Source organism: Povalibacter uvarum (assembly GCF_014202975.1).
GTDB classification, from domain to species: domain Bacteria; phylum Pseudomonadota; class Gammaproteobacteria; order Steroidobacterales; family Steroidobacteraceae; genus Steroidobacter; species Steroidobacter uvarum.
In genome coordinates this window covers 520,697-546,874 of sequence record NZ_JACHHZ010000002.1, presented here as the reverse complement: position 1 = coordinate 546,874, position 26,178 = coordinate 520,697, and the positions used below count along the sequence as shown (strand labels likewise).

General features: G+C 63.1%; 25 protein-coding genes and 1 pseudogene. 12 read left to right on the top strand and 14 right to left on the bottom strand.

Annotation, left to right across the window (positions count from 1 at the left end; genetic code table 11):
- The first annotated feature begins 57 nt into the window (after positions 1-57).
- The 4 genes from HNQ60_RS08660 (at position 58) to HNQ60_RS08645 (ending at position 5,147) form a co-directional block, all read left to right on the top strand.
- Positions 58-2,163 carry a sensor histidine kinase gene (locus HNQ60_RS08660; RefSeq protein ID WP_184330710.1) on the top strand — a complete coding sequence of 702 codons (2,106 nt, stop codon included), beginning with the start codon at positions 58-60 and terminating at the stop codon, positions 2,161-2,163.
- Between the two features lie 117 nt (positions 2,164-2,280).
- Complete coding sequence (locus HNQ60_RS08655) at positions 2,281-2,955, top strand: response regulator transcription factor (protein ID WP_184330708.1); 675 nt, start codon at positions 2,281-2,283, stop codon at positions 2,953-2,955.
- A gap of 93 nt (positions 2,956-3,048) precedes the next feature.
- Positions 3,049-4,440: an FAD/NAD(P)-binding protein gene (locus HNQ60_RS08650; RefSeq protein ID WP_184330706.1), complete on the top strand. Its 1,392-nt coding sequence runs from the start codon at positions 3,049-3,051 to the stop codon at positions 4,438-4,440.
- 2 nt (positions 4,441-4,442) lie between these two features.
- Entirely contained in the window at positions 4,443-5,147 is a 705-nt protein-coding gene (locus HNQ60_RS08645) for a response regulator transcription factor (protein ID WP_184330704.1), read from the top strand.
- A gap of 56 nt (positions 5,148-5,203) precedes the next feature.
- Here the strand turns inward: HNQ60_RS08645 and HNQ60_RS08640 are convergent, their stop codons facing one another.
- The gene (locus tag HNQ60_RS08640; RefSeq protein WP_184330702.1) at positions 5,204-6,034 is read right to left on the bottom strand and encodes a PhzF family phenazine biosynthesis protein; all 831 of its coding nucleotides are present in this window, start codon (positions 6,032-6,034) and stop codon (positions 5,204-5,206) included.
- 183 nt (positions 6,035-6,217) lie between these two features.
- On the opposite strand from HNQ60_RS08640, the gene HNQ60_RS08635 reads away from it, so the two are divergent.
- Positions 6,218-6,442: a hypothetical protein gene (locus HNQ60_RS08635; RefSeq protein WP_184330700.1), complete on the top strand. Its 225-nt coding sequence runs from the start codon at positions 6,218-6,220 to the stop codon at positions 6,440-6,442.
- A gap of 1 nt (position 6,443) precedes the next feature.
- Here the strand turns inward: HNQ60_RS08635 and HNQ60_RS08630 are convergent, their stop codons facing one another.
- Positions 6,444-7,445, bottom strand: a complete 1,002-nt coding sequence (locus HNQ60_RS08630) for a sulfate ABC transporter substrate-binding protein (RefSeq protein WP_184330698.1) — start codon at positions 7,443-7,445, stop codon at positions 6,444-6,446.
- Between the two features lie 458 nt (positions 7,446-7,903).
- Between HNQ60_RS08630 and HNQ60_RS08625 the strand changes: the two genes are divergently transcribed.
- The 3 genes from HNQ60_RS08625 to HNQ60_RS08615 all read left to right on the top strand — a co-directional run bounded on the left by HNQ60_RS08625 (position 7,904) and on the right by HNQ60_RS08615 (position 9,956).
- Positions 7,904-8,113, top strand: a complete 210-nt coding sequence (locus tag HNQ60_RS08625; protein ID WP_184330696.1) for a hypothetical protein — start codon at positions 7,904-7,906, stop codon at positions 8,111-8,113.
- 222 nt (positions 8,114-8,335) lie between these two features.
- On the top strand, positions 8,336-9,451 hold the full coding sequence (locus tag HNQ60_RS08620; protein WP_184330694.1) for an acyltransferase family protein: 1,116 nt from the start codon (positions 8,336-8,338) through the stop codon (positions 9,449-9,451).
- Between the two features lie 10 nt (positions 9,452-9,461).
- Positions 9,462-9,956 (top strand): nuclear transport factor 2 family protein, encoded by a 495-nt coding sequence (locus HNQ60_RS08615; protein WP_184330692.1) that lies wholly within the window; start codon positions 9,462-9,464, stop codon positions 9,954-9,956.
- Here HNQ60_RS08615 and HNQ60_RS08610 read toward each other — a convergent pair.
- The gene (locus HNQ60_RS08610) at positions 9,953-10,618 is read right to left on the bottom strand and encodes a YkgJ family cysteine cluster protein (RefSeq protein WP_184330690.1); all 666 of its coding nucleotides are present in this window, start codon (positions 10,616-10,618) and stop codon (positions 9,953-9,955) included. The genes HNQ60_RS08615 and HNQ60_RS08610 overlap by 4 nt on opposite strands.
- Before the next feature lie 153 nt (positions 10,619-10,771).
- Between HNQ60_RS08610 and HNQ60_RS08605 the strand changes: the two genes are divergently transcribed.
- From HNQ60_RS08605 to HNQ60_RS08595, 3 genes are read left to right on the top strand one after another with little or no spacing between them, the layout of a single operon-like run.
- Positions 10,772-11,314, top strand: coding sequence for a (2Fe-2S)-binding protein (locus HNQ60_RS08605; protein ID WP_184330688.1), 543 nt, complete (start codon positions 10,772-10,774; stop codon positions 11,312-11,314).
- Positions 11,311-13,692 carry a xanthine dehydrogenase family protein molybdopterin-binding subunit gene (locus HNQ60_RS08600; protein WP_221304102.1) on the top strand — a complete coding sequence of 794 codons (2,382 nt, stop codon included), beginning with the start codon at positions 11,311-11,313 and terminating at the stop codon, positions 13,690-13,692. The genes HNQ60_RS08605 and HNQ60_RS08600 overlap by 4 nt, the downstream gene beginning before the upstream one ends.
- Positions 13,689-14,672, top strand: a complete 984-nt coding sequence (locus HNQ60_RS08595) for an FAD binding domain-containing protein (protein ID WP_184330684.1) — start codon at positions 13,689-13,691, stop codon at positions 14,670-14,672. The genes HNQ60_RS08600 and HNQ60_RS08595 overlap by 4 nt, the downstream gene beginning before the upstream one ends.
- A gap of 148 nt (positions 14,673-14,820) precedes the next feature.
- Here the strand turns inward: HNQ60_RS08595 and HNQ60_RS08590 are convergent, their stop codons facing one another.
- The 8 genes from HNQ60_RS08590 to HNQ60_RS28065 form a co-directional block, all read right to left on the bottom strand.
- On the bottom strand, positions 14,821-15,423 hold the full coding sequence (locus HNQ60_RS08590; protein WP_184331820.1) for a 2-hydroxychromene-2-carboxylate isomerase: 603 nt from the start codon (positions 15,421-15,423) through the stop codon (positions 14,821-14,823).
- Between the two features lie 5 nt (positions 15,424-15,428).
- Positions 15,429-16,172: an SDR family NAD(P)-dependent oxidoreductase gene (locus tag HNQ60_RS08585; protein WP_184330682.1), complete on the bottom strand. Its 744-nt coding sequence runs from the start codon at positions 16,170-16,172 to the stop codon at positions 15,429-15,431.
- Positions 16,169-17,083 (bottom strand): DMT family transporter, encoded by a 915-nt coding sequence (locus tag HNQ60_RS08580; RefSeq protein WP_184330680.1) that lies wholly within the window; start codon positions 17,081-17,083, stop codon positions 16,169-16,171. Before HNQ60_RS08580 ends, HNQ60_RS08585 begins: the two co-directional genes overlap by 4 nt.
- A 100-nt stretch (positions 17,084-17,183) precedes the next feature.
- Positions 17,184-18,380, bottom strand: a complete 1,197-nt coding sequence (gene purT / locus HNQ60_RS08575) for a formate-dependent phosphoribosylglycinamide formyltransferase (RefSeq protein WP_184330678.1) — start codon at positions 18,378-18,380, stop codon at positions 17,184-17,186.
- A gap of 79 nt (positions 18,381-18,459) precedes the next feature.
- Positions 18,460-18,987 carry an MEDS domain-containing protein gene (locus HNQ60_RS08570; RefSeq protein WP_184330675.1) on the bottom strand — a complete coding sequence of 176 codons (528 nt, stop codon included), beginning with the start codon at positions 18,985-18,987 and terminating at the stop codon, positions 18,460-18,462.
- A gap of 40 nt (positions 18,988-19,027) precedes the next feature.
- A complete protein-coding gene (locus HNQ60_RS08565; protein ID WP_184330673.1) occupies positions 19,028-19,657 on the bottom strand; it encodes an HAD family hydrolase in 630 nt (209 codons plus the stop codon).
- Entirely contained in the window at positions 19,654-20,562 is a 909-nt protein-coding gene (locus tag HNQ60_RS08560) for a DUF4349 domain-containing protein (protein ID WP_184330671.1), read from the bottom strand. The genes HNQ60_RS08565 and HNQ60_RS08560 overlap by 4 nt, the downstream gene beginning before the upstream one ends.
- 63 nt (positions 20,563-20,625) lie before the next feature.
- Positions 20,626-21,585, bottom strand: coding sequence for a helix-turn-helix domain-containing protein (locus tag HNQ60_RS28065; protein WP_184330669.1), 960 nt, complete (start codon positions 21,583-21,585; stop codon positions 20,626-20,628).
- A 53-nt stretch (positions 21,586-21,638) separates the two neighbouring features.
- Here HNQ60_RS28065 and HNQ60_RS27440 point away from each other — a divergent pair, with 53 nt between their 5' ends.
- A complete protein-coding gene (locus HNQ60_RS27440) occupies positions 21,639-22,145 on the top strand; it encodes a hypothetical protein (protein ID WP_246433493.1) in 507 nt (168 codons plus the stop codon).
- A gap of 49 nt (positions 22,146-22,194) precedes the next feature.
- Here the strand turns inward: HNQ60_RS27440 and HNQ60_RS28285 are convergent.
- From HNQ60_RS28285 to HNQ60_RS08540, 3 genes and pseudogenes are all read right to left on the bottom strand, one after another.
- Positions 22,195-22,956, bottom strand: a pseudogene (locus HNQ60_RS28285) (DNA ligase); the annotation flags it as partial.
- A 100-nt stretch (positions 22,957-23,056) separates the two neighbouring features.
- A complete protein-coding gene (locus tag HNQ60_RS08545) occupies positions 23,057-23,971 on the bottom strand; it encodes an alpha/beta hydrolase (protein ID WP_184330666.1) in 915 nt (304 codons plus the stop codon).
- A gap of 85 nt (positions 23,972-24,056) precedes the next feature.
- On the bottom strand, positions 24,057-26,159 hold the full coding sequence (locus HNQ60_RS08540) for an FHA domain-containing protein (RefSeq protein WP_184330664.1): 2,103 nt from the start codon (positions 26,157-26,159) through the stop codon (positions 24,057-24,059).
- Positions 26,160-26,178: the final 19 nt, after the last annotated feature.

Sequence of the window (26,178 nt, the reverse complement as noted above, 5' to 3'; positions counted from 1 at the left end):
GCCAGCTCTCTCTATTCCGAACCAACCGCGAACCGCTAACCGCTAACCGCTTCTTCCATGCTTTCCAGGCTCCAGGAATTCATCGACCGCATCCAGCTCGACACGTCGCGTGCGAGCCTTGGGTTCTGGATCGCCGCGATCAACGTGCTGATCGTGATCCTGGTCGTGGGCGGCATTTCCATTTCCGCGATCGGTTCGCTGCGGGACCTGGCGGACCAGCAGGGCAAGTCGCGCGTGCAGCTGGCTGGCGCGATGGCCCGCGAGGATCTGCGCCGTTTCGGTGAAGACGCGCTGACGCATGCGAAGAGTGTCGCTGAGCGGGCGACGTTGCAGCGCTTGCTGGCGGATCGCCAGGCGGCTGCCATCGGTCCCTATCTGCGGCGTTCATGCAATACGGACACGATCACTGCGTGCGCGGTATTCGAGGGTCGCTCACTCGTCGCACAGGCGGGCGTTGCTTTGCCATGGGCGGAGATCGCGCAGGCAACGACGGAGCAGGGCGAGCGTTTCCTCGCTGTTCCGACGAACACCGGGAGTGCGGTGCTCGGTGCGTCCGCGCAGGTCGGGGGCGCAACCGAGCGACGCGTCTTCGTTGCTCGACTGATGGATGAAAAGCTAGGACGGTTGCTCAGCGATCGTGTCGGACTCGGCATTCATCTCATCAGCTACCGGACGTTCGTAAACAACCGCGTCGTCGACGATTTCACGCGGCTGCATTCCGCGGGATTGTCCGATGGCCGTTCCGCAGTTGCGCGCATCGGCGATGCGGACCTGTACGCCGCCAGCTTCCCCATCTTCGCATCCACCGGTGAAGCCATCGCGCTGCTCGAAGCGCGGCTGCCGGCCGGCGATATCGACAAATCCACTGGCAGCCTCGTGAAGCGATTGATCATCACCGCGATCGTACTGGCGGCGCTCGCGGTTCTCGCGGGCGTGATCCTTGGGCAGCAGGTCACCGGCCCCGTCAGCACGCTGACCGAAGCGGCTGAGCGATTGGGTCACGGTGACTTCTCGACATCGATCCCCGTCGGCGGCACCAAAGAGGTCGGCAAGCTCGGTCGCACGATGGAAGACATGCGCAACAACCTCGTCGAACTGACGGGTGCGTTGCGACGGCGCGAAGCGGAGGCACAGGCGGTCCTGGGCGGAATCGTCGAGGGCGTGTACGCGGTCGACAAGTCCCGTGTCATTCGCTACTTGAACCCGCAAGCGGCGCGATTGCTCGGCGTGCAGGCACATGAAGCGATCGGCCGCTTCTGCGGCGACGTGCTGAAGCCCTGTGCCGAGAACGGCATGCGGCCGTGCGAAAACAACTGCCCGATCCTGCACGCTCGCTCCGAGGGCAGCGCGCAGTCGACCGAGAGGCTCAATCTCCGAGAAGGAACGCCGCGCACGACCATCATCACGAGCGCGGCACCCGTCGACGACCTGCAGGTACAGGTCATTCGTGACGAAACGGAGCTCGAAGGCGTCCGCCGTGCGCGCGATTCAGTGCTTGCGAATATCTCACACGAATTCCGCACACCGCTTGCCGCGCAGCTCGCCTCGATCGAGTTGCTGCGGGAAGGCATGGATACGATGTCCGTCACCGATCAGAAGGAGCTCGTGCTCTCGCTCGAGCGCGGTGCACTGCGGCTCACGCGCCTGATCGACAACCTGCTGGAAAGCGTCCGCATCGAATCCGGGCAACTCGGCATCCGGCACCAGAGCGTCGCGATCGCCGAGATCGTCGAGGATGCGGACGCCCTCATCGGTGCGTTGCTGAAGCAGCGCCGCCAGACACTGGTCCTCGATATTCCGGAGGATCTGCCGCGTGTCGACGGCGATGGCCCGCGACTGACGCAGGTGTTCGTGAACCTGCTGGCCAATGCCAGCAAGTTCGCGCCCGAGGACAGCACCGTTCGCATTGGCGCCTCGGCTACGGGCCACACAGTGACGACCTGGGTCGAAGACGAAGGTGCCGGCGTCCCGGAGATCGAGAGCGGTTCGATCTTCGAACGCTTCTACCGCGGCCCCGACCAGGAACCCGAGCCGGGCGGCCTCGGTCTCGGTCTGTGGATCGTCAAATCCATCATCAATCGCCACGAAGGCTCGATCCATGCGGAACGCAGGGAAGGGCGAACGAGGTTCGTGGTGGAGCTGATGCAGGCGAAGCCTGAGTGACGAAGGCAGAACCGGTTACCACGACATGCCACTTTCGTATGCACAGCCTGCGTCGCAACATCTTATTCTGGCGGGAGTGACTGTCGTCACTTCCGTCACCCACGTCGCTCCATCTTCATGAAAATCCTCTCCGCCGACGACGACAAAGACCTGCTCGCGCTGATCGCGTTCACGCTTTCGCAGGCGGGTTATCTTGTCGTCAAGGCAGGTGACGGGCCGAGCGCGATCAAGGCGTTCGAATCCGAATCACCCGATCTCGTCATTCTCGACATCAACATGCCGGGTGCGAGCGGTTTCCAGGTGTGCGAAGCCGTCCGTGCGAAATCGCGCGTGCCGGTGATGATGCTCACCGTGCGCGGCGAGGAAGAGGATCTCGTGAAGGCCCTGGAACTCGGCGCGGATGACTACCTTACGAAGCCGTTCAGCCCGAGAACGTTGCTGGCCCGGGTGAAAGCGCTGCTGCGTCGCGCAGGGATGGAGAACTCGGCACCGCTCGCAGCGGGTCGCGTGCAGCTGGATGTCGAAGAACACACGGTGCAGGTGGGCGGCAATCCGCCGGTGCGCCTCACGAAGCTCGAACTGCGCCTGTTGCAGATGCTGATCGCGAATGCCGGTCACACGGTGAGCTCCGATCGCCTGCTGATGCAGGTGTGGGGACACAAGGGATCGGGTGACCGCCAGCTCCTCAAGCAACTCGTGCATCGCCTGCGCCAGAAGATCGAGATCGATCCCGCGGCGCCGGAGATGCTGCAGACGGCGCCGGGCGCGGGATACAAGCTCGTCGTCGAATGACCGGGACCCGCTCCCAATCTCTAACCTCGCAGTTACTTACTTGATACCGCCCTTCACCTAGTCTGTCCGCGACAGATTCAGGTGGAGTGTTTCTTGGCGGGATTGCTGCGCACGATCGCGATCGTCGGCGGAGGTTTCAGCGGCACGCTGGTGGCCGCGAATCTCCTGCGTCGGCCGCCTCGGGGACCCACGCGACTGGTGCTGATCGAACGATCGGAGACGGTCGGGCGTGGTGTCGCGTACGCGGAACGGCGGTTCCCATACCTGCTCAACGTGCCGGCAAGCCGCATGTCGGCGAATTCCCTCGCACCGAAGGAATTTCTCCACTTTGCGCAGGAACGCATTCCCAAGGCTACCGGTGAGGACTTTCTGCCGAGGGCGCTCTACGGGGAATACCTTCAGCAGGTGCTGCTTGCCGCCGAACTGAGCGCACCCAGCAATATCCGCCTGGAGATCTGGCGCGGCGAAGTCAGTGGAGTGCGGCGCCTCGAGCGGCATTTGCCGCTGCAGCTCGAACTCGCTGATGGACGCAAACTCACCGCCGACGATGTCGTGCTGGCGCTGGGCAATCCGAAACCGGCTTCTCTTCCTGCAGCGAAAACGCTCATCGGAAATCCGGCGTACGTGGCGGATCCGTGGTCGCAGGACCTGAAGTTCGCGCGGCATCAATCGGTGCTCCTGATCGGCACCGGTCTCACGATGGCCGACATCGTGAACGTTGCTTCAGCGGATCGTCACACGACACCAAGAATTCACGCGCTGTCGCGTCACGGATTGCTGCCGCCGCGACAAACGCCTTTCAGGCCCGAAGCATTCAAGGGCGACGGCAATGCATTGCTGCTGGCGGCATCGCGATCGCTGCGGGGGCTGGCGAGCGCAGTGCGTCTGCTCGCGGCGGAAGCAGAGCGATGCGGAGGCGACTGGCGCGAAGCAGTCACTTTCGTGCGCCACATGGCGCCGACGATCTGGCAGCGCATGCCGGAGCGCGATCGCGAACGCTTCATGCGGCACCTGCGCGCGCAGTGGGAAGTCCATCGACATCGCCTTCCACCGGACGTGCTGCAGCGGATCGAGACGCTGCGTAACGGCGGACAGATGCAGATTCACGCCGGCCGGATCCAGCGCTTCGAAGCCCGCGCGGGCCGGATCGAAGTCACGTGGCGTCCGCGGCATGCCGCGCAATCCGAAACGCTGACGGTCGATCAGGTGGTGAACTGCACGGGCCCGGATTACGCGATCGAGCGCTCGAACGATCCGCTCTGGCGCAATTTGCTGGAGAGGGGGCTGTGTGTGCCTGATCCGCTCGGCCTGGGTCTGCGAACGGGACCCAAAGGCGCGGTGATGGATGCCGACGGCTGGCCCGGTCCGCACTTGTTCTACGTCGGTCCGATGTTGCGTGCCGATCATTGGGAAGCGACGGCAGTCGGCGAGCTGCGCGGTCACGCGGAGCAACTCGCCGCATTGCTTGCGACGGAGCGCGGTTGATCATGGCCATCGAACCTCAGGTCAGCCGGCCCTTGAAGGTGCTCATTGCGGATGACGATGCCGATCTGCTCGCGCTGATCGGCTTCACCCTGCGTCAGGCGGGCTACGACGTTCGCACCGCACACGACGGCTCCGGCGCACTGCGTTCCTTCGCGGAAGAGCCGCCCGAGTTCGTGCTGCTCGACATCAACATGCCGGCGCCGAACGGCCTCGAAGTCTGCCGCGAGATCCGCAGCCGCTCGACGGTGCCGATCATGATGCTCACCGTGCGTGACCAGGAGGACGATCTGGTCAGTGCCCTCGAAAGTGGCGCCGATGACTACGTGCGCAAGCCATTCAGTCCGCGTGCACTGCTCGCCCGCATTCGTGCTCTCGTGCGGCGCTCTGAGCCGATGAACGCCGATTCGCTCGCCGCCGGTAACGTCCATCTCGATCTCGAGCAGCAGACCCTTCGCATCGGATCGGGCGAACCGTTCCGACTGACGCCGCTCGAGCTCAGGGCACTGCATCTGTTGATGACGAGCCCCGGCAGAACCGTCACCGCCGAACGTTTGCTCAATCATGTGTGGGGACGTGCAACCTCGCGCGAACGGCGGACGCTGAAGCAGTTGATCTATCGGTTGCGACAGAAACTCGAGCACGATCCCGCGACACCGCAGGTGCTGCAGACGACTCCGGGGGCGGGGTATAAGTTGGTGGTGGAGTAAGGAAGAGCCGGGAGCCGGAGCCGGAAAATCTTCTCCTATCTCCGAAACTGCTCTGCTCACCCAATGACGCGCGCCGTCCCCGACACCCTGATCGACTCCCCTTTCTTCGCGCCGATCTGCGCCGTCAGCCGCGAGGGCACGCCCATGTCGTCGCCCTGATGGACTTCGATGCGGCCGCCGTGGGGCCAGCCCAGGTCGCGAAGGTAGCCTGAGAACGCAGCGGTCGAGGCGCCAGTGGCTGGATCTTCGTACACGCCGCCGAAGGCGAATGCGTTCCGAGTGTGAAAGCGCTGCGCGGATTCAGCGTAGCCGAGCAGCACCGTGACCCAGCCTTCCCGTTGCATCAGTGACTGGCCCTTCGTGAAGTCGTACTTCATCGCTGCGAGCGTCGCGCGATCCTTGAGCATGATGACCAGATGATCGGCGCCGCCGTGAATGCGTGCGACAGGGATGCGTGCGTCGAGGTCTGACTTGCTCAGGCCGAACAGCTCGAGTGCCTGAGCGCTCGTTTGATCGTCGGCGATCGCGCTTCTCGTCGGCGGCGACTGCAGCGCGGCAGCGTAGAAGTCGCCCTGGGTGCGTCCTTCGACGGAGATGTTGCCTTGATTGAGCTGCAGCGGAAACGTGCCATCGCCTTCGCGCATCGCAAGCGCGGCACCCAGCGCGATCGTTGCGTGACCGCAGAAGGGCACCTCGGCTTCCGGCGCGAAGTAGCGGACTCGCCAATGGTCGCCGCTCGGCGCTGCGAACGCGGTCTCCGAAAAGCCAACATCGCGGGCGATGCTCTGCATCTCTTCAACCGAGGGCAGCGTGTCTGCAATGACGACGCCCGCGGGATTGCCGCCTGAGTTGCCGTTGGAAAAGGCTGCAAGACGTTGAACGATCATCGACGGCTCCGCTGTTGTAGAGGAAACAAGCGTAGCGCCGGGGATTGCCGTTGAGACGCCACAGTTCGCCAGGGCGGAGGCCGCACAGTTGGTGACCCATTCATAACCGCGCTGCGACTGCGTCCGTGACCGCTCGCTGTCTAGACTCGAAACTCCGAATCTTCCGAGCCGAACGAGACAGTCATGCCCGTCATTGCAGTCATTCCGTCCAACCGCAGGGCAAGCCCGGATCGCAGCGGCTACGTTCACAAGCTCCGGCTCGAAGCACGCGAAGGTGCAGCGGTCGAAGTGAATGCTCCAGCGCTCGCGAGCAACGATGGCCTGGGAAGAGTCTTCGCTAAGTTTATCGGCGCGGTACTCGTGGTGAGCACGACGGTCGCGGTCGCAGCGACGGTGCTTCCTGCCTGAATCAGCGCGCCGGTGCGTTGAGCAACGCGCGGTCCAGAATCCCGCCGTCCGCGAAGTGCTCCTTGCTCACGGCCTCCCAGCCGCCGAGCGCCTGATCCACTGTCACCAGCTTCACTGACGGAAACTGCTGCGCGTATCGGTGACTGACCGCAGGGTCGTCCACCCGGTTGTAGTGCTTTGCGATGATGTCCTGGCCTTGCGGTGAGAACAGGAACTCGAGGTAGGCGGTTGCCGCTTTCCGCGTTCTCTTCTTGTCGACCACCTTGTCCACGACAGCGACCGGGAAGTCGGCGCGAAGACTCAGCGAAGGCGTCACGGCCTCGAGCTTGCTCTTGCCATATTCCTTGCGGATCGCCGTGATCTCCGATTCGAACGTCACGAGCACATCGCCGATGCCTCGCTCGATGAACGTGGTGCTCGCACCTCGCCCCCCTGTGTCGAAGACGGGGACGTTCGCAAGCAGCTTGCCGACGAACGCAGTCGCCTGTGTCCGGTCGCCTTTGAATCGATCGAGTGCGTAAGCGTATGCGGCGAGGTACGTGTACCGGCCGTTGCCGGAAGTCTTCGGATTCGGGAAGACGACCTGAATCCCTGGCTGAACCAGGTCGGACCAGTCGCGAATCCTCTTTGGATTGCCTTCGCGCACGAGCAGCACGGGCAACGAGTAGTAGGGCGATGCTCCGTGCGGCAGGCGTTGTCGCCACCCGGTCGCGACGAGACCGCGTTTCTCCAGCAGCTCGATGTCCGTGACCTGATTGAACGTGACGATATCGGCTGGCAAGCCGTCCGCAACCGATCGCGCTTGCTTCGAAGAGCCGCCATGCGACTGGCGGATGCGCACTTCCTCGCCGGTCTTCGCTTTCCATTGAGCGATGAAAGCCGGATTGATGTCATCGAACAGCTCGCGCGAAACATCGTACGAAGCGTTGAGCAGATCGGCGCCTGACGCGATGTGGCTGAGCGTCACGCCGGCAAATGCCAGCAGGAAAGACTTCAAGCGCATGGTTCTACGTTCTCTCGGGGTCCGCTGCACTGCGATGCGCTGGAGGCAAGGCTATGCGCGCGAGGGTGACGAGTCAGTCGACGCCGGGTGAAATAGCGGTAACAGAACGAAACGCCCAGAACGAAACGTTCTGGGCCCCGAACGAATCATTGGGCGCGAACCAGCCCTTACGACCCGTTCGTGACTTCGGTTCGACTGACGTTGTCACATCAATCGTCTAACTTGAGAAACACAGCGGGTTCAGCCACTGAAAGCACTTGCAGCAGGGTTTGCCTGATGAGCGTTGCGGGTCCGCGCGTCGTGAAGTTCCCTTACGCTTCGCACCCCTTGCACGACCGGAACAAGTACTGCACGTGCGCGTTTCGAACGGCCAGTGCCACGGCACTGATCGGTGCCACGGATCGGTGTCACAGGATCTCAATGATGGTTCGGCAGTATTCGCGATCGAGGAGCCAACGATGGCACAACCCGCACAGGTAACGCAGATGTGGCCCGATGCGTGGGCACAATGGCGGGATGAAGTCGTGGCCGTGATCCGAGCCGATTTCCCCGAAGTGCTGCAGGACGTCGGTCTCGACGACATCGACTGGGAGGCCTGGCGCCCCCTCTACGACCGGGGTCATTCCCCGCAAGTTGCGGTCGATCACGCTTTCGCAAGAGACCTTTAGGCAAATCCCTCCCCCTGACCTAGACTTCCGGCCGATGCACCGTCCCATGGGGACAGGCATCCTGTACAGCGTGGCTGGTCGCGGTCCGTCGGACCCCGGCCACACGCATAGCTCTCGCCCCCGACGCTCCCGCTCCGCGGCCGGACGCCGACAAAAGTTGCGAGATGTCGGTCTGCAACCTACGCTCCGCGCACTTTTGCGCCGGGGAGCCGGATTCACTACATGGATAGACTGGGTGTCATCAATGGTCTGCGAGGTCTCGCGATCCTCGGCACCATTTTCCATCATTCGTTCTTCGACTATTTCAAGTACGGCGCCGCGAACAATTCGACGCCTTGGCTGGTCGACCTGATCGCATCGAGCGGCTGGCTCGGCGTCAACCTGTTCTTCTTCCTGTCGGGCTTCGTCCTCTACCTGCCGTACGCGTCAGGCAAGCGGCACATGAGCAGCCAGGGTGACATCCGGGAGTTCTATCGGCGCCGGTTCATCCGCCTGATCCCGCTGTACACATTCGTCTGGATCGTCTCGCTGGTCTTCATGACCGACCTGCAGCCGAACCAGCCGTACTTCTACAAGGTCGCGCTGCTGTATGCGACGTGCACCTATCCGTTCGTGCCGGGCATGTTCTATCCGCCGGGCAACTGGGTGATGTGGTCACTCGGTGCGGAGATCTGGTTCTCGGTGCTGTTCCCGCTCGTGGTGATTGGCGTGCGCAAGCTCGGCTGGAGAAAAGGTCTGGTGCTCGCACTCATCCTCGCGCTCGTCGTACGGATCGGCGGCCAGCTCATGATCGGCTCCGCGGCAACGCCCCTCAACCCGATCAGCGACTCTGTCATCGGCCGGCTCGATGAGTTCGTCATCGGCATGTTCGCGGCGCATCTTTATCGAAACGGCTTTCGCGCTCATGCATCTCATCTCTGGATCGGCGGCGCGCTCGTTCTCGGCGGCGCACTGATCTGGGCATTCCGCTACCTCGGCGCACTCCCGCCGGTCAGCGGCGCTTTCGCAAACAATCTCGTCGATCTCGGCGTACTGGCGGCGACGTTGGGCCTGCTCACGGCTTCCCGCTGGTGGGCCAGTGTCATGCAGTGGCGCTGGCTGCAGTTGTTCGGCGTGATGTGCTACAGCCTCTATATGTGGCACGGCATCTTGCAGCTGCATTTCAAGCATTCCATGTATACGGGATTGCTGGGTTACGCGGGTTACCTCGCGATCGTCTTCGCGATCTCTGCGTTCACGTTCCGCTACATCGAGTTCCGCACGACACCGTCCTGGCGCGAGCTCATTCCGGCGGCTGCCCGCAAGCCCGTCGAAGCAGCGGCGGTTTCGCGCACCTGAGCTTTCATTGATGCAGCTCCGATTCGCACTGTTCGCGGCAATGATCGCGTTCGGCACGCTGGCACGTGCCGACGACTCCGTCGAAACAACAGTCGACAAGCTCTGGGCAGCGCTGGCGAACGACCCAGGCAAAGCGGCCGACGTGAAAACGCTGCGCGAGATATTCCACCCGCAGGCCCGCATCTACGGCGTGAGCACGAAGACGGGCCAGCCGCAGCTGCGGGTATTCGAGGTGAAGGAGTTCATCGAACTGTACGCTTCACCGAGCGCGGAAGGTTTCTACGAGCGTGAAGTGCATCGCTCGATCGATCGCTACGAAGAGCTCGCGCAAGTCTTCTCGACCGTGGAATCGCGCAAGGACCGCAATGCGAAGGAACCGACCGCGATCGGCGTGAACAGCCTGCAGCTCTATAAAGACAACGGCGAGTGGCGCATCGTCACGCTGTACTACCAGCTCGAGAAAGCGACCGCGCCGATTCCCGAGCCGTATCGATCGAATCCCTAGCGCAGGTCCGTTGAAGCGGCGTCAAACGCCCGGGCCATCTTCACGACGTCAGCCGCAAGCGCCTCCGCATCGCGCCGCTCGGCGGCTTCATCCAGAAACAGCTCGTAGACCTTGACCGCCAGCACCGCGACGCCAGTCGGTGCCGTTGGTGCGCGTCCGCCCGGGAAATGCTCACGCTTCTCGCGGATGAACGTTGCTGCAGCCTGTACTGCGCGATGCGCGGCGTGATCTGCTTCGTCGGCATAAGTGAATCGCCAGGCGCGCACGCGTTCGTTGATCACTGATTTGTCTGGCCCGCCGGCCTCCATGCCCGCTGCCGCGAAAACCCGGCAGTCGTAGTCGCGGCAGGTCTGCGGCCGATGGGCGTAGATCGAACACTTGCGATCGCGCAGCATCGGGCACGTACCGTCATCGCGATACCCCATTACCCAGTTTCCGCGAGGCTGCGTGGCCGACAGGAACTTCGCTGGGATCTCATGGAGCGCGGCCGTGTCCTTGGGCCGCAGCGGGATGAAATAGGACGAGACGCAGCAGCCGACGCAGTCGCCGCAAGGAACATCCGATCCGCCTTCGCCCTGCAGCGACGCGCGCGTGCTCTTCAACCAGGCGCCGAAGGTACCTGCCGGGAGGGTGTGAGCGGATTCTGTCGGGACCGACTGCATGCACGCATTGTCGCCGATTCCCGGCGCGGATGCCGATTGCGCAATCCCTGATGCGTCGCTGCTGCGGCTGCGCAGCGGAACTTCACTGTACGGTGGTCGTTGCGTTTTCAGGCGCGTAATCTGTCGCCACCGTATTCCCATCGATACTTCGTCATGAGCTACGCCGGAAAAATCGAACCCCCGACCGCGCCGTCGCTGGTCGGTCCCGAGCCGCTGGAAATCGATCTCGACGTCAATGGACAGCGCGTTGCGGTGAAGGTTGATCCCGCGACGACGCTGGTCGAAGTGCTGCGCAACACGCTTGGTCTGACGGGCACGAAGATCGGCTGCGATCGCGGTGCGTGTTCAGCATGCTCCGTCTGGCTCGACGGCGACGTGATCGCAAGCTGCATGACGTTCGCGCTCGATGTGCGCGGCAGAAAGATCGTCACCATCGAAGGTCTCTCGAAGGGTGATCGGCTGCATCCGGTGCAGGAGGCCTTCATCGAGCACGACGCCCTGCAATGCGGCTTCTGCACGCCCGGCATGATCATGAGCTGCGCGCGGCTGGTCGAGCGCAATCCACAGTGCACGCTCGACGAAGTCAGGCAGGCCGTGAGCGGACATCTGTGCCGATGCGGCACCTACCCCAATGTGTTCAAAGCGACGCTGGCGGCGGCGGCCTCGGTGAGCGGATCGAAGGAAGCGCAGAAGTGAGCGACCCCGCATCCAGCGACCGGTCCGTTCAGTACGGCATTGTCGGCGACGCCCTGCGAGATGTCGTTCGAAAAGTACCCCAGGACGAACCACCTCCCTGGCCGGCGAACGATCAGCTCGCCGTCGTCGGGAAGCCCACGCCGCGTCTCGACGCACGACAGAAGGTGACCGGTCAGGCCCTCTACACGTTCGATGTGCAGCTCGACGGCATGCTCTTCGGCTGCACCGTGTCGAGTACGGTGGCGCACGCGAGAATCAGATCGATCGATACGAGCAAGGCTGAACGTCATCCAGGAGTGCGTGCGGTTCACATCCTCGATCGCGTGCTCATGACCGCGAGCTTGCGCGATCCGGGAGACGAGGCGAAGCAGCGCTATCCGACGGTACGCTATCTCGGCCAACCGATCGCGGGTATCGCTGCGACATCAGCGAGGGCAGCGCGGGAAGCGGCAAGCCTCGTCCAGATCGAATATGAGCCGTTGCCGCATGTCGTATCGCTGGAGGAAGCGCGGCAGCCGGATGCACCGATGATCTTTCCCGGACCGACGGAGCAGCCCGCGACGGCGGGTGGCGGAGGGGCGCAGAAGGGTCTCGATCAGAAGGGCAATCTTCGCGGTCCCGCCACGAATACCCGTGGCAACGTCGATCAGGGCTTCGCGGACGCGGAAGTCGTCGTCGAGCGCGAATACCGCACTCAGGTCCAGACGCATGTGCCGATGGAGACGCACGGCATCGTTGCCGACTGGCGCGATGATGAACTGACGCTCTACGCCTCGACGCAGTTCACGCTGAGCGTGCGCGATGAAGCCGTCGAGATCTTCGGTCTCGACCCGGCGAAGGTTCGCGTGCTGAGTGAATTCACGGGCGGTGGATTCGGCGCGAAGTACGGCATCGGGAACTATGGTGCGCTCGCGATTCATCTTTCCCGCAAGGCTCGCGCACCAGTGCGATTCATGCTCGATCGCAGAGAAGAGCACGTAACGGTCGGCAACCGGCCCGCTACGGTGCAGCAGCTCAAGATCGGCGCGAAACGCGATGGCACGCTGACAGCGGTGCGGTTGCGGAGCTTCGGCACCGGCGGAGTGGCGGCGGGGGCTGGCGTCGGCTCGTGTCACTCGACGCTCTACGCGTGCTCGAACGTTTCGACTGAGCACTACGATGTCTTCACCAACGCCGGGCCAGCCGCTGCATTTCGCGGCCCGGGTCAGGTCCAGGGAATCTTCGCGCTGGAGCAGGCCATCGACGAGATCGCGGACAAGCTGGGCATCGATCCGATAGAACTGCGCGATCGCATCGACACGCGCGACGTCGACGACAGCAAAGCGCGCAAGGTCGAACGCCATCGCGGCGCGCAACGCTTCGGCTGGGAGAAGCGTCGTCCCACCAACGCAGATGCGGGGCCGATCAAGCGCGGTGTCGGTATGGCGCAATCGCAGTGGTACTACATCGTGCACAAAGACACTGAATGCGAAGTGCGTGTGCTCGGCGACGGCACTGTGCAGGCGTTCAGCAGCGCGCAGGACATCGGTACCGGAACGAGAACGGTATTTGCGCAGGTCATCGCCGAGGAGTTCGGCCTGCGCACCGAGGAAATCGACGCGCGCATTGGCGATTCCCGCTATCCCGCCGGGCCGCCATCGGGTGGCAGTCGCGTGACGAGCTCGCTGACGCCGGCAGCACGCAATGCCGCTTACCGCGCTGCACAGGAACTCGCGAAACACATCGCGCCGCTGCTCGGATGCAAGCCGGGCGAGGTTGTTTTCTCAGGAGGAAAGGTCGAGGGCCCGACCCGGTCGATGGGCTTTCGTGAGGCGATTCGCGAAGCGCGTATCGACACGATCGTGCAGCGCTCGCGGCGCGTGCCGGACTACGAAGGCTACGCACGCACGGCCGGTGACTTTCAGTTGAGTCGTCACGGCATTGGTGGCGTCCAGTTCGCGCAGATCAGCGTCGACACCGAAACGGGTGTCGTGAAAGTCGAGCGCGTGCTGGCCGTGCACGACTGCGGACGGCCGATCAATCCGCAGCTCGTCGAGAGCCAGATCTACGGCGGCGTGATTCAGGGCGTGAGCTACGCGCTGTATGAGGAGCGGCACCTCGACGGCGCGAGTGGTGTGCAGCTCAATGCGAATATCGATCAGTACAAGATCGTGGGTTCGCGCGAAACGCCGGCGATCGAGGTTCATCTGATCGAACAGCTTGGCGGTCAATCGTCGACCGACGCGCGCGGGGTCGCCGAGCCGGCGAACGTGGCGACCGCCGCCGCGATCGCGAACGCATTCTTCAACGCAACCGGAAAAAGAATACTCACCCTGCCGCTGACGCCGGCAAACGTACTGGCAGCGCTGAGAGCGCCGGACGAGCGGGGCAACGCATGAACAGCTTCGAATGGATCGACGCGTCCAGTGTCGACGAGGCATCGCGGCTGCTCGCTGAGAGTACGCACGATCGACCTGTGATCGCCAAGGCAGGCGGCATGGATGTACTGGACCTGATGAAGGAAGGCATCCTTCGGCCCGCGCGCGTGGTGAACCTGCGGACGATTCAAGGCCTCGACGGAATCCAGACCGATGCTTCACGTTCGCTGCACCTGGGTGCCCTCGTGACACTCGCGCAGATCAGCAGCGATCCGAATGTGCTGAAGCACTACGGCGCGCTCGCAGCAGCAGCGAGCCATGCCGCAACGCCTCAGGTCCGCAATGTCGCGACACTCGGCGGCAATCTCCTGCAGCGACCGAGATGCTGGTATTTCAGGCACGAACACTTCAGCGGTGAGGATGTCGCCGAAGCGGTGCGACAGGGTGAGAACCAGTATCACGGAATCTTTGCGACGGAGCAGACACCCCTTGTTCATGCATCGACACCAGCCACGGCGCTCGTAGCATACGACGCACGTGTCCAGCTCTCGTCGGTGCGAGGCCAGCACACAGTTGCGATTAGCGACTTCCTCCTGCCGCCGGATCCTGGCCGTGACCGCGACGCCGCGCTTCAGCAAGGGGAAATCCTCACGCAGGTCACGCTTCCAGCTCTCGCTGATGGAACTCAATCGGCTTATCGAAAGCAGACCGAACGAGACAGTTACGATTGGCCTCTCTGCGACGTCGCCGTCGTACTGCGCCGGGGGTCGGATGCACGAGTGGAGTCAATTGCGATCGCGCTCGGCTGGGTTGCGCCAACCCCGATGCGAGCGACGGAAGCCGAAGCCATCCTGCTGGGTCACCGCGTCGATGAGGAAGCCGCACGCCGCGCGGCGCGAGCAGCGGTGAGCAAGGCGAAGCCGCTATCGCGGAATGCTTACAAGGTGGATGTGCTCGAGGCAGTTATCCGACGGACGATCCTCGACGCGGCGACGCGCTGATCTCCTGCTGTGGGTCCGACTTCAGTCGGAAGCCATCGCCGACAGGCGATCTGTCCGGCTCGCCGGACCCGCAACCAAGATCGCCTGCGGCGATGACGTCCGGCTAAAGCCGGACCCACAGCGAACCCAGACTCTCTGCGGCTAATTGCTAGCCGGCCAGCAGGCTCTCCTCTACTTCCCCCAGCTTGTCCTTCCCAAAGTAGATCTCCTCCCCCACGAAGAACGTCGGCGACCCGAATGTCCCTCGCTCCACTGAGCGCGCAGTATTCGCGGCGAGCTGATCCTTGATTGCCTGGGTCTGCGCCAGTTCCATCAGGCGCTCCGCATCGAAGCCCTCGTGCTTCAGCACTGATCGGAGCACTTCGGGATCATCCATCTTCTTCGGCTCCGCCCACATGTTGCGGAACATCGCCTCGACGTAGCGTTCATACACGCCTAGCGACTGCGCCGCCACGGCACCGCGCATCAACGTCAGTGTGTTCACGGGGAAATGCGGGTTCATCCTGAAATCCGTGATGCCATGCCGCGCGACGAAGCGACGAATCTCGAGCTGCTGGTATTCGAGCTTGTTGCGGACGCCCGCGAAGCTTTCGATCGGCGAGCGGTTGCTGGTGAGCTTGAAGACACCGCCGAGGAGAACGGGCACGTACTCGAAGCGGACGCCGGTTCGCTTCTCGATGGCGGGAATGACCCGATGACTCAGGTAGGCGTTCGGGCTGCCGAAATCGAAATGGAACTCGACGCTGCGCATGCGGTTCACCACTTCTCGCCGAACGGGCGGATCTCGTGTTCGAAAGTCCAGGCATCCCGGGGTTGCTGATAGAGCTGCCAATAGGCGTCAGCCACAGACTCCGGTTTCATGAGCTGATCGGGCGGCAGATTGGCTGCTGCTTCCTCACCGTGCTGCGACTTGATTCGCTCTCGTACCCACGCGGTGTCGACACCGGCATCGATAATCAGGTGCGCGACGTGAATGTTCTTGGGTCCCAGCTCGCGTGCCGCACTCTGAGCCACTGCCCGCAATCCGAACTTGGCACTCGCAAAGGCCGCGTAACCGATACCGCCGCGAAGGCTCGCTGTCGCGCCCGTGAAGAAGATCGCCCCACGGCCATGCGGCAGCATCAGGCGTGCGGCTTCTCGTGCCGAAAGAAATCCGCCGTAGCAAGCCATCTCCCAGACTTTGCGGAACACACGCTCCGTCGTGTCGAGCAGCGGGAAATTCACATTCGCGCCGACGTTGAAGATGCACACTTCGAGCGGCGCGTGTCGATCCGCGTCGGCGAGGAACTGCACGATCTGCTCTTCCTGGCGCGCGTCGAGCGATCGAGCGACGATCCGGCCGCCGGTCGCTTCAATCTCCGCAACCAACGGTGCGAGCTTGTCTCCATTGCGTCGACCGGCGAACACCGTAAAGCCTTCCGCCGCAAATCGCTTCGCGATGGCCGCGCCGATGAAGTCTCCGGCGCCAACTACTGCAACGGTGGCGTTGCGGTCATTCATGAAGGTTTCTTCGCAGTCACCGCTCGCTGCTGGCTCAACGCGACACCGCCCAGGATCAGCGTGCAGGCAATGGCCATGCTGGTCGTCACCGGCTCATCGAGCAGCAGCCAGGCCCACATGACACCGAACAGTGGAATCAGGTACGTGACCGTTGATGCACGCGTTGCGCCGATGCGATAGATCAGTCGGTAGTAGAGCAGGTAGGCGACGCCTGTGCAGAGTACGCCCAATGCGATTGCACTCAGCCATGACACTGTCGGAATGGGTTGCTGCGGCCACGTTGCAATCGCGAGCGGGGCAAGCAAGACACTCGCGCAGATCAGCGTGGCAGCGGCGGTTGCCGCGGGCGGAAGTGTTCCGAGATAGCGGCGCAGGAAGTTGCCGCCGAAGCCATAGAGCAGCGCCGCGAATGTGCCCGCCAATGCCGCCTGCCAGACGCTGTCGCCATCTGTCTTGCCGCTCGCGAGAACGACGACGCCGGTGAAGCCGATCACGAGGCCGATGCTTCGACGCAGGCTGATGCGTTCGCCGTAGAGCGCGAACGCAACGAGTGCTGTGAACATGGCGGCCGTCGCATTGCTGATCGCGCCGATGCCGGCGGGTGCACGCTGTGCTGCCCATGCGAACAAGGTGAAAGGAATCGCTGTGTTGATCGTCCCGATTGCGGCGGCACGCAACCAGATCGAACGTGTAAAGAGTGCGCGCTCGCGCCAGAGGAAGGGGAGAAGGATCAGCGCACCCAGTGCGATTCGCACTTCGACCAGTGCGAATGCGCCGAAGTCTTTCGCCGACACTCGCATGAACATGAAGGATGCGCCCCAGATGGCGCCGAGCAACAACAGCTCGACTGGCGTGAGCCAGGTACGCGTGTCGGCGATAGGCGAAGAAACAGTGGCGGGGCTGCTCGACATGAAAAGATCCCCTGAGCTGCGCAAGGCGCGCAGCTTACATGGATCGGGACTGACGAGGCAGCCGATTGCCGGGAACGGGCAAGTGACTTGACGTCACGAATCAGTCCAGCCGCACTCCGTCGAGCAACGCTTGCGTCATTGCACGTGCCTTCGCGCGTGCACTGTCGATGCTGTCACCGAGTGCCAGCGATACGCCCATGCGCCGATGGCCTCTCACCTCCGGTTTTCCGAAGAGCCGGATAGCTGTGTCAGGTTCCGTTAACGCACGTTCAACATTTTCAAACCGTACGTTGGCGGAGTCCCCATCGACCAGCAACGCGCACGAAGCTGCCGGACCGCGCTGTCGGATAACCGGAATCGGCAAACCGAGAATCGCGCGGGCATGCAATGCAAACTCGGACAGGTCCTGCGAGATCAGCGTCACGAGCCCAGTGTCGTGCGGGCGCGGCGACACTTCGCTGAAGTAGATCGTATCGCCCGCAACGAAGAGCTCGACGCCGAAGAGTCCGTTGCCGCCGAGCTCGGTCGTGATCGCTTCGGCGATATGCTTCGATTCGGCGAGCGCGAGGGCGCTCATCGGCTGGGGCTGCCACGATTCACGATAGTCGCCGTCGATCTGCAGGTGCCCGATCGGATCGCAGAAGCTCGTCTTGCCGCCATGGCGCACCGTGAGCAGCGTGATCTCGTAGTCGAAGCGAATGAAGCCTTCGACGATGATCCGTCCGCCGCCAGCGCGGCCGCCCTGCTGCGAGTAGCTCCAGGCATGCGCGATGTCCGCCGCTGACTTCACGACGCTCTGTCCTTTGCCCGACGAGCTCATCACCGGCTTCACGACGCACGGCATGCCGAGCTCGTGCACGGCGTTGCGGTACTCCGCTTCGGTGTCCGCAAAGCGATAGGGCGATGTTCGAAGCTTGAGGTGTTCGGCCGCGAGCCTGCGGATGCCTTCCCGATCCATCGTCAGGCGAGCTGCGCGCGCTGTCGGAATGACCGTGAAGCCTTCGGTCTCGAGCTCGATCAGCGTCGGCGTCGCAATGGCTTCGATCTCGGGAACGATCAGGCGCGGACGTTCTTTCTCGATCACTGCCCGCAACGCGCTGCCGTCGAGCATGCTGATGACATGCGAGCGATGAGCGACCTGCATGGCCGGCGCATTCGGATAGCGGTCGACTGCGATCACTTCGCAACCGAAGCGCTGCAGCTCGATCGCCACTTCCTTGCCCAGCTCACCCGAGCCAAGCAGCATTACGCGCGTACCGGAGGGGGCGAGGGGAGTGCCAAGCGTGAGTGAAGCCACAGGTCGATCTCACCGGTGACGAAAGGGAGCGGGAGTATATAGGAGGCAGAGGGGCGCGAGGCTTGAGGCGCCTCACTCTTCACGCGTGGCTATGGAGGGCGCAGATTCGTTCCCTCACGCGGCTCGAACAGACGGGTGCGGCCGCAGCGCTCGCGGAATAGCCGCAGAACAACATCAGCTCCTGTTGGCGGGTCAGCTCATTCCAGAGCTCTTCGAGCTCGATCGCCGTTTCGGGCAGGCCGTCTTCGATCAGCAGGCTGACCATCTCGCCGTAAGCTCGCACTGGTGCACCACGCGACGACGCCTGGCGCATCAATGTGTCGAGCATCCGATGGAAGTGTTCGCGGTCGCAACGATCGTCGATGAGAAAACTGGAAAGGAGGGTTCGCGCGTCCAGCTCGATGTACTGGTAGCGCGCAATCAGAGAAGTGACGTCGATGCCTCGCGACCGCAGCTCCTCAGTGATCTGCTTTCGACGCTCTGGCGTCGAGACCACGATACAGGTGTGCGAAGCGGCGACGCCTTCCTGAACGAAATGCGCTACCGCGCGAACCTGATCGGCATCGCTTGTGAAGAACTGAACGTCATGCCCGGTGAAGCGCCCCATGAGCTGCGAGCATAGGCCTGCCCGCGGGAACTTGCATTGGTTACTTGCCGCGATCGGTACTGAGTAATTGGCCCAAGGCTTCGATCAGCGAATGCACGTCGTGGAAAACCACACCCTTAAGGCCGGCGGCGATCGCGCCGTTCACATAATCGAGGGAGTCATCGATATGCAGGGCCTGCTCTGGGGAAACACCGTAGTGCTCGAGGAGTCGCGTGAAGACGATGGGATCGGGCTTGCGTGCATTGAAGTCGCAGGACGCATGCACGCGCGGCGCGAAAACCTCGCACACATCGGGCACGAGATCAGGCAGCGAGCGCTTGAGCAGCGAGCCGTTGTTCGTGAGCAGCGCGAGCTCGACGCGGCCGCGCAGTGAACGAGCGACGTCGAGCACCTCGGGCCGCAGTTCCATTGCGGCACGTCGTGCTTCGATCCACTGCTGCACGGTTACGCGATAGCCTATCCGCTTGTTGAACTCGTCGAGGTAGTCATCCGGATCCGGCCACGCGCCGGCCTCAGCTGCCGGCTCGAAGTCGGAGGCCCAGATTGATTCGTGCAGATGCTCGCGCGCGAGCCCGGTGAGCGCATGCAGGTAGTCGAGCCGCCGCGGCGGCCGGAAATGCACGAGCACGTCATCGAGATCGAAGACGACCAGCCGCAGCCGTTCGGTCATGCAGGGCGTTGCTCGCGGCGATTCAGCCACAGACTGATCCGTCGCCAGAGCCAACGGATCAGGATTAGACCCGGCACGATCACGAGCAGCCACGGCAGCAGCGTTGCGATGAACCGGATGACCATTCCGAAGGTCTCGCGCAGTGTCGATCCGAAATCGCGCAACGCATCGAAGATCGGCGATTGCTCAGCCGCGGAATCCTGGACGGGAACCGAGAAGTAGATCGTAAGCAGTTCCGTGTCGATGCGGCGCCGGAGGTTGGCTCGCGTCGTAGCGGCCTGCTCGAGCTGCGTCTGCACGTCTGCCAGTTCCCGGGAAACAGTGATCAGCTGTTCCACCTTCAGCGACTTGTCCTTCATGAACTCAGCAAGCCGATCCCGGTGCACCGTCAGCAGCGCAAGTCTGCGTTCGGTATCGGCAACAGACTCGGCAAGGTCCTCCGCATGAGTATTGCGCGAAGTGATCTCGCCGCCCTTCGACGCGGCCTCGAGCAAAGGCTCGACACCTCCGGGGGCAAGGCGCATGCGCAGGTTCCCGCTCGGGACGCGTTCGCTGGCACTGATCGAGACATCAAGCAACGTGCAGCCGGACTGGGCATCACTCTGGCAAGCGCTCTGGATCTCTTTCATCCGATTCGGCAGGACTTCCTTGGGAAGTTCGATGGACACGGAATGCTCATAGGCCAGCGAGCTGTCTTCCGCGATCTCCGAGATCCTTCGTGTGGCCTGAGCTGCTATCGCCGGCGCGGGCGATGCATAGTTGGCTGCAAGGCCAAAGGACGACTCAGCGCTCGTGCCGGGCTTTTTCGTGCAACCGCCGAGCGCGAGTACCACCAGCCCGAGCCCCAGGCAGATAAGTGCCTGACCCGCTCGATTGGCAATAGGGGTTGGAATTGAAGCGCTCAAGAGATCCTCCGCGAAGGCTGCCGCCGTTCGTATTCTACAAACGTTGCGGCACGGCGGATCGGGTTAGGGGGTCTGGTTGCGCCAGCGCTTCAGTTGCCGATAGAAGGTCGCCCGCGAGTTGAAGCCGACCCGACTTGCGATGTCCTGCGCCGGCAGGTTCGACTGCTGCAGCAGCCGAAGCGCGACCTGGACGCGTTTGCGGTAGAGGAACTGCGTGGGCGTCATGCTGTGAACGCGACGAAACAGCCGCATGAAGTGGTGAACCGACAGGCACGCCGCCGCGGCGATGTCGTCGAGGCCGATGTCGCGCTCGTAGTTCGATTGCATGAAGTCGGCCGCGAGTCCGACCCGACGATGCAGCTCCTGTCGCGTGGATGCTTTCGCGCAGTCGAGCCGCAGCACCGCCTGCGTCGTTCGGTGTTGCTGCGCAAGCAGTCGTGCGGCAAGGACGTGAAGCTGCTCCTCGTACCAGCGATCGTCATCGACGCCATCGAGGATGTGATGACGAATGAACCGCATGACCGGCGATACCGCCTGATCATGAGGGCGCAATTGCTCGTCGAACTCGATGCTGCCCGCAAACCGATGGGAGTACGCGGGGATGTCATCGATCGGCACACGCATTGCGCTGGAGACTTCTTCGAGCAGGCCGGGCCGGAAGAAGATCGAGAACGACTCCACTTCCTGGTCCGTGTCGATCAGCGATCCGTAGCTGCGTCCATCGTTCAAAACCAGGTAGCTGTCATCGTCGACGGCGACGCTGCGGCCGTCGAGGAAGTAACGCTCGCCACCGCCCCGAGCCATCTTGATCGACAGGCGCTGCCGGAACCTTGCGTACTCGGCGTGGCGCGCGCGCCCCAGGATCAAGCAATTCTCGCGACCCCAGCGCGTATAGAACCATTCCCGAAAGGATCGGTTCGCAGGCGAGAGGTCGGGCATCGATCGCAGCAGCATGACGATGGATAGACTGGGAACTCGCCCTTGCGTCGTCAAGGCCTGGAAAATTCGCAGCCAGAGAGACACGCCGGGCATTCCCCACGCTTACGATCGATGGATCTCTCCCGCGGGAAACGATCATGCGAGCAACCCTGCCGAGTGCCGTGAGCCTGGCGCTTCTGCTGTCGTCGCCGGCCTTCCCAGCGCAGTTGCCCGCATGCAATGGCGAGCCGCATCGACAGTTCGACTTCTGGGTGGGCACCTGGGAGGTACGCGATGGCAGCGGCAAGCTGGCCGGCTACAACACCATTACTTCGGAAGAGAATGGCTGCGTGCTCATCGAACGATGGCAGTCGGCCGCGGGCCACGGCGGGATGAGCATGAACTACTACGATCCGCTGTCTCGTCGCTGGAAACAGAACTGGGTGAGTCCGGGCGTGATTCTCGAGATGAGCGGCACGGTGCAGGACGGCTCGCTCATCCTGGAAGGGCCGCTGCAGGACATCGACAAGAAGCAAACCTCACTCCTGCGAGGTATCTGGACCGCATTGCCCGACGGTCGCGTGCGTCAGCACTTTGTCGAGTCCAGGGACGAAGGCAAGACGTGGAATGAGTGGTTTGACGGGTACTACTCCCGGCGACCCTGACGAATCTCGCAAACCTCGGCTGTCCTTTTGCCGTCAGGCTCGTGAAGCTGTACGTCACCCAGCTGCCGATCGCCGGCGGATTGCGCCGTTGCTCGTCGGAGAAGCCGGTTCCCAGCAGGAATTGCAAGCCGTCAGGCCGTTCGACCCGCAGCGCTCCCATCATGCCTTCGTACTTGCCTTTGCCGGGCAGGTGACCGACGACGCGTGCTTCCGCATCGAGCGTCGGTTTGAGTTTGAGCAGATCGTCGCTGCGTCCGGCGACGTAGTACGAATCGCCGTGGTGAAGCATCAGTCCTTCGCCGCCGGCGTCGACGATCTCTCGCAGCTTTCGTTCAAGTGAGTCGCGGTCCGCGACCCTGAACTGCGTCACGACCTCGGCCGGTGCGACGAGATGCAATTTCCCGAGCGCCGCCAGCCGCTGATCGAATGTGCCGGGATGCGCCGGCAGATCGAACACCATGTATCGCACCGCGCGCCAGCCATCCTCGTCGGGAATGACATCGCGAACGGTGCGCGCCAGCGCTTCGAACTGACCGCGGCCTGTCCAGAGTTCGCCATCGAGCGGGACGTCAGGCAGGTTCGCGGTGAACCACCCGGGCGCCGGGACGGCATTCCCGTTGCGTGTAACGAGCTCGCTGCCGTTCCAGTACGCGCGGATGCCATCGTACTTCTCGCTCACCCAGTACTTCGGGAGATCGGCGTCTTCGCGAAAAATGTTGGCGAGCAGCAGTGGCGGCGCGTTCGCCGCGAATGGAATCCCGCTCGGGAGAACAGATCCCACCAGGCTGAGAACGACCAGCAGCTTTCGCATCGTGACCTCCGGCGCGGATGCACCGGAGGCGATTACAAATGGCAGCGTATCGTCGTGGGCCGGGATTTTTCAGGCGTTTCGTTCAGAAACGCGCTTCAGATCACCAGTATGCGCCCGCGACGAACTCGAGCGCGTCGACGAGTCCCGTGCGCCAGTAGAGCCAGGTGTGGCCGCCGTCGCGCACGCGATACTCATGATTGATCCCGCGCTGTTTCAGGACCGTATGCATCGCATCGCCGCCCTGGGAGAGGAAATCATCATCGCCCATGTCGATCCACCAGCGCTGGCGATTCAGCTGTTCGACCGGCAGCGTCTTCGCCAGCGCGAGCGGCGAGTGAGCGCGCCAGACATCGTTGAGACGCGCCTCGCCTTGCAGGTTCGCGCCGTAGATCGGGCCGAAGTAGCGCTGCCAGGACGCATCGTCGGTCGCGATGATTTCCTGTTCGGTGCGAATGCCGGGAGAGAGCGCTGCCGCTCCGCTGAACAGCGTCGGATGACGCATCGCCAGCATCATCGCACCGTAACCGCCCATCGACAGGCCGACGGCCGAACGGAACAGGCGCTGTGGCCGCGTGCGGAACGTACGATCGACGAAGGGAATGAACTCCTCGATCAGCATGTCCTCGTAACGGACTTTGCCGTCCGCGCTGTTCGAATACCAGGTCGTGCCGGCATCGGGCATCACGAGGATCATCGGCGGCAACCGGCCGCTCGCGATCGCTTCGCCGACGAGTCGATCAGCCGAACCCTGCTGGATCCAGTCGGTTTCCGAATCGACGGGATCGAAGGGCATGCCATGCAGCAGGTACACCGTCGGATAGTGACGGGTCGGGCTCGACTCGTAGCCGGCCGGCAGATAGACGCTGTAGCGGACGCTCTTGCCGAGAACCTGGCTCTTGAAATCGCGGCTCTCGAGGACGCGGCCTCCATCCTGGGCGTGAACCGTGAAGCTCGATACGCCGATCAGCAGTGCCAGGACGCATGACGCGATACGCGCGACGGACAGTTGAATCATGTGTCTAGCTCGCTCCGTTCAGCAGGGCCCTTTGCCCTGCGGCGCGCGACTGTAGCGCAGAACGACAGCGAGTGGCGAGACTGCGTCAGTCGTCGTGACGACGGCCTTCGTTGAGATGAACGACGTTGTCGCGGCGATCACCCACGGCGCGCACGCTGAGGCGGAACTTCAGATCGCCGATCGTCAGCACATCGCCCTCGTGCAGCACGTGCTGCTTGATCTGCTGGTCGTTCACGAAGCAGCCGTTCGTACTGCCCGCGTCCTCGACGATCACGGCATTTGGACCGACGAGCAGGCGCGCATGATGGCGGCTGATCATCTTCGAGGGAATGAAGATGTCATTGTCATTCGTTCGACCCATCGTCATGACTTTGCGGTTGAGCGCGATCGGCTCGGCGTCATGACCGACGGGCTCGAGGAACCGCTCCATGATCTCTTCCTTGGGCGTCGCGATCTCGGCTTCGGCTCCATCGACGTCGCGGCGGATCGACGCCAGCGCTTCGATGTGAACAGCGAGATCCGCCTTGAGCGTCGCGATGCGGTTGTCGCGATTGAAGATCTGCTGGGTCATGCTCTTGACCCGCGTCCGCGCCTTGCTGAGTTGCTCCGACATGATGCCGCGCTCTTCCTGCGCCGTGCGGATCTCGGTTCGCAGATCGTCGATCAGCGTATTGCGCGCCTGTAGTGAGTGCTCGAGTCCGCGAATCGAGGCAGCGGCCGACTCGAGCTCGCCCTTCAGGCCCGCGATCTCGGTGGTCCGTTCGTTGAGCAACTGCGTGTCGTCGGCGGACACGGCATGCAGGCGCTCGATCTTGTGCTGTGCATCCTGCAGGGCTGCTTGCAGTTGCTCGCGCGCGTGCCGCTGTTGCTCCAGAGACTGCTGCAATGAAGCCAGTTCCTGTTGCCGAGTCGCTGACGCGGCGGATTGCGACTGCAGCTCCGACCAGACGGACACAGCATCCCGCTTCACACTGTCCAGTTCTTCCGATACCTGCGCCAACGCGGCTGCCCGCTGCTCGAGCTCGCTCACGGTCGCGGACAGCTTGTCCCGCTCCTCGATGAGGGCGGCGGTCGAACCTTTCAGTCCTTCGATCTCCGCGGCGAGCGCCTGCTGGCGCTGAGCATCGGCTGTTGCACGCGCCTCCGCTTCGCTGATCGCCCTTTCGAGATCTGTGCGTGCCAGCAGGCTGTCCTGCTGCTCGCGATGCAACGTTTCGATCTGCGTGTTCAGCTCGGACAGCTTCTCGTCGCGCGACATGACTTCGGCCGAAAGCCGCTCGCTCGCACCGGCACGCTGGTTGGCCTGTTCGAGCAACGTCGTGAGATTGCGTCCGTCGGCGAAGGCCCGCTCCAGCTGGGCGGCGAGCTCATCGCGCATTCCCTCGAGCGCGGAGATCGTCGAATTGCGCTGCGAGACCATGCTCGAGACGATGTCGTAGTCAGCCAGTTTCGCCGCGAGATTGCGGCCGAGCACGTGCGCCTTGCTGTGCTCGGCGATGACAGTGCGTTGCAACTCGTCGATCTGTCGCGCGCGGGAGGCGGCGAGATCGCGTGACTCTTCGAGCGCTGCCTTCAGCTTCGCGTGTTCGTCCGCAGTCGAGGTGAAGTTGGCCGTGCTGCGTTCGAGTTGCTGTTCGAGCGAGAGTCGCTGGTCCTCGGCCGACTGCCGATCCGCTTCGCGCGCGCTATCGAGATGCGCGAGCTGGGACTTGTGCGTCTCGACCTGTTCGCGTAGTTGCTGCTGCAGCTTTTGCGTCAGCGCATGCGAGATCGCCTGCTGTTCGCGAAGGTGGGCGTTGTCGGCTTCGAGGTTCGAGATGCGCGATGAGAGCTCGCTGCGCTCCGTGTCCGGCATCCGGCTCGCCGTTTCGAATTCATGCTGGGCCGTCCGGGCCGTCGCCAGGTCCGATTCCAGCGCGGCGATGCGCTGGCGCATCCGGTCGATGTTGATCGACAGATCGACGCTGCCGGGTGCCGGCCAGTTCGCACGTCCCCGGACCTGTGTTTCAACGAACCCCTCCGGCTCGGGATCGACGAGCCAGGTATCCGTCGTCGACAGCGCGTCATGAGTATTGGCGCCATGAGCATTGGCCTGAGCTGCGCCCTGCGCAGCCTCGTAGGCGACAACGTCGAGCTGCGGCAGCTCGTCGGTACGATCGAGATCGTCGGAATCGGGATGGGTCGACATGGTCTTTCGGCAAAAAATG

Excerpts from the sequence above, each read along its gene's own strand:
- HNQ60_RS08660 (WP_184330710.1), top strand. The coding sequence starts at position 58 with ATGCTTTCCAGGCTCCAGGAATTCATCGACCGCATCCAGCTCGACACG.
- HNQ60_RS08580 (WP_184330680.1), bottom strand. The coding sequence starts at position 17,083 with ATGTCGAGCAGCCCCGCCACTGTTTCTTCGCCTATCGCCGACACGCGT.
- HNQ60_RS08585 (WP_184330682.1), bottom strand. The coding sequence starts at position 16,172 with ATGAATGACCGCAACGCCACCGTTGCAGTAGTTGGCGCCGGAGACTTC.
- HNQ60_RS08615 (WP_184330692.1), top strand. The coding sequence starts at position 9,462 with ATGCAGCTCCGATTCGCACTGTTCGCGGCAATGATCGCGTTCGGCACG.
- HNQ60_RS27440 (WP_246433493.1), top strand. The coding sequence starts at position 21,639 with ATGCGAGCAACCCTGCCGAGTGCCGTGAGCCTGGCGCTTCTGCTGTCG.
- HNQ60_RS08620 (WP_184330694.1), top strand. The coding sequence starts at position 8,336 with ATGGATAGACTGGGTGTCATCAATGGTCTGCGAGGTCTCGCGATCCTC.
- HNQ60_RS08630 (WP_184330698.1), bottom strand. The coding sequence starts at position 7,445 with ATGCGCTTGAAGTCTTTCCTGCTGGCATTTGCCGGCGTGACGCTCAGC.
- HNQ60_RS08645 (WP_184330704.1), top strand. The coding sequence starts at position 4,443 with ATGGCCATCGAACCTCAGGTCAGCCGGCCCTTGAAGGTGCTCATTGCG.
- HNQ60_RS08635 (WP_184330700.1), top strand. The coding sequence starts at position 6,218 with ATGCCCGTCATTGCAGTCATTCCGTCCAACCGCAGGGCAAGCCCGGAT.
- HNQ60_RS08640 (WP_184330702.1), bottom strand. The coding sequence starts at position 6,034 with ATGATCGTTCAACGTCTTGCAGCCTTTTCCAACGGCAACTCAGGCGGC.
- HNQ60_RS08655 (WP_184330708.1), top strand. The coding sequence starts at position 2,281 with ATGAAAATCCTCTCCGCCGACGACGACAAAGACCTGCTCGCGCTGATC.
- HNQ60_RS08545 (WP_184330666.1), bottom strand. The coding sequence starts at position 23,971 with ATGATTCAACTGTCCGTCGCGCGTATCGCGTCATGCGTCCTGGCACTG.
- HNQ60_RS08565 (WP_184330673.1), bottom strand. The coding sequence starts at position 19,657 with ATGACCGAACGGCTGCGGCTGGTCGTCTTCGATCTCGATGACGTGCTC.
- HNQ60_RS08590 (WP_184331820.1), bottom strand. The coding sequence starts at position 15,423 with ATGCGCAGCGTCGAGTTCCATTTCGATTTCGGCAGCCCGAACGCCTAC.
- HNQ60_RS08540 (WP_184330664.1), bottom strand. The coding sequence starts at position 26,159 with ATGTCGACCCATCCCGATTCCGACGATCTCGATCGTACCGACGAGCTG.
- HNQ60_RS08605 (WP_184330688.1), top strand. The coding sequence starts at position 10,772 with ATGAGCTACGCCGGAAAAATCGAACCCCCGACCGCGCCGTCGCTGGTC.
- HNQ60_RS08595 (WP_184330684.1), top strand. The coding sequence starts at position 13,689 with ATGAACAGCTTCGAATGGATCGACGCGTCCAGTGTCGACGAGGCATCG.
- HNQ60_RS08570 (WP_184330675.1), bottom strand. The coding sequence starts at position 18,987 with ATGGGGCGCTTCACCGGGCATGACGTTCAGTTCTTCACAAGCGATGCC.
- HNQ60_RS08610 (WP_184330690.1), bottom strand. The coding sequence starts at position 10,618 with ATGCAGTCGGTCCCGACAGAATCCGCTCACACCCTCCCGGCAGGTACC.
- HNQ60_RS08625 (WP_184330696.1), top strand. The coding sequence starts at position 7,904 with ATGGCACAACCCGCACAGGTAACGCAGATGTGGCCCGATGCGTGGGCA.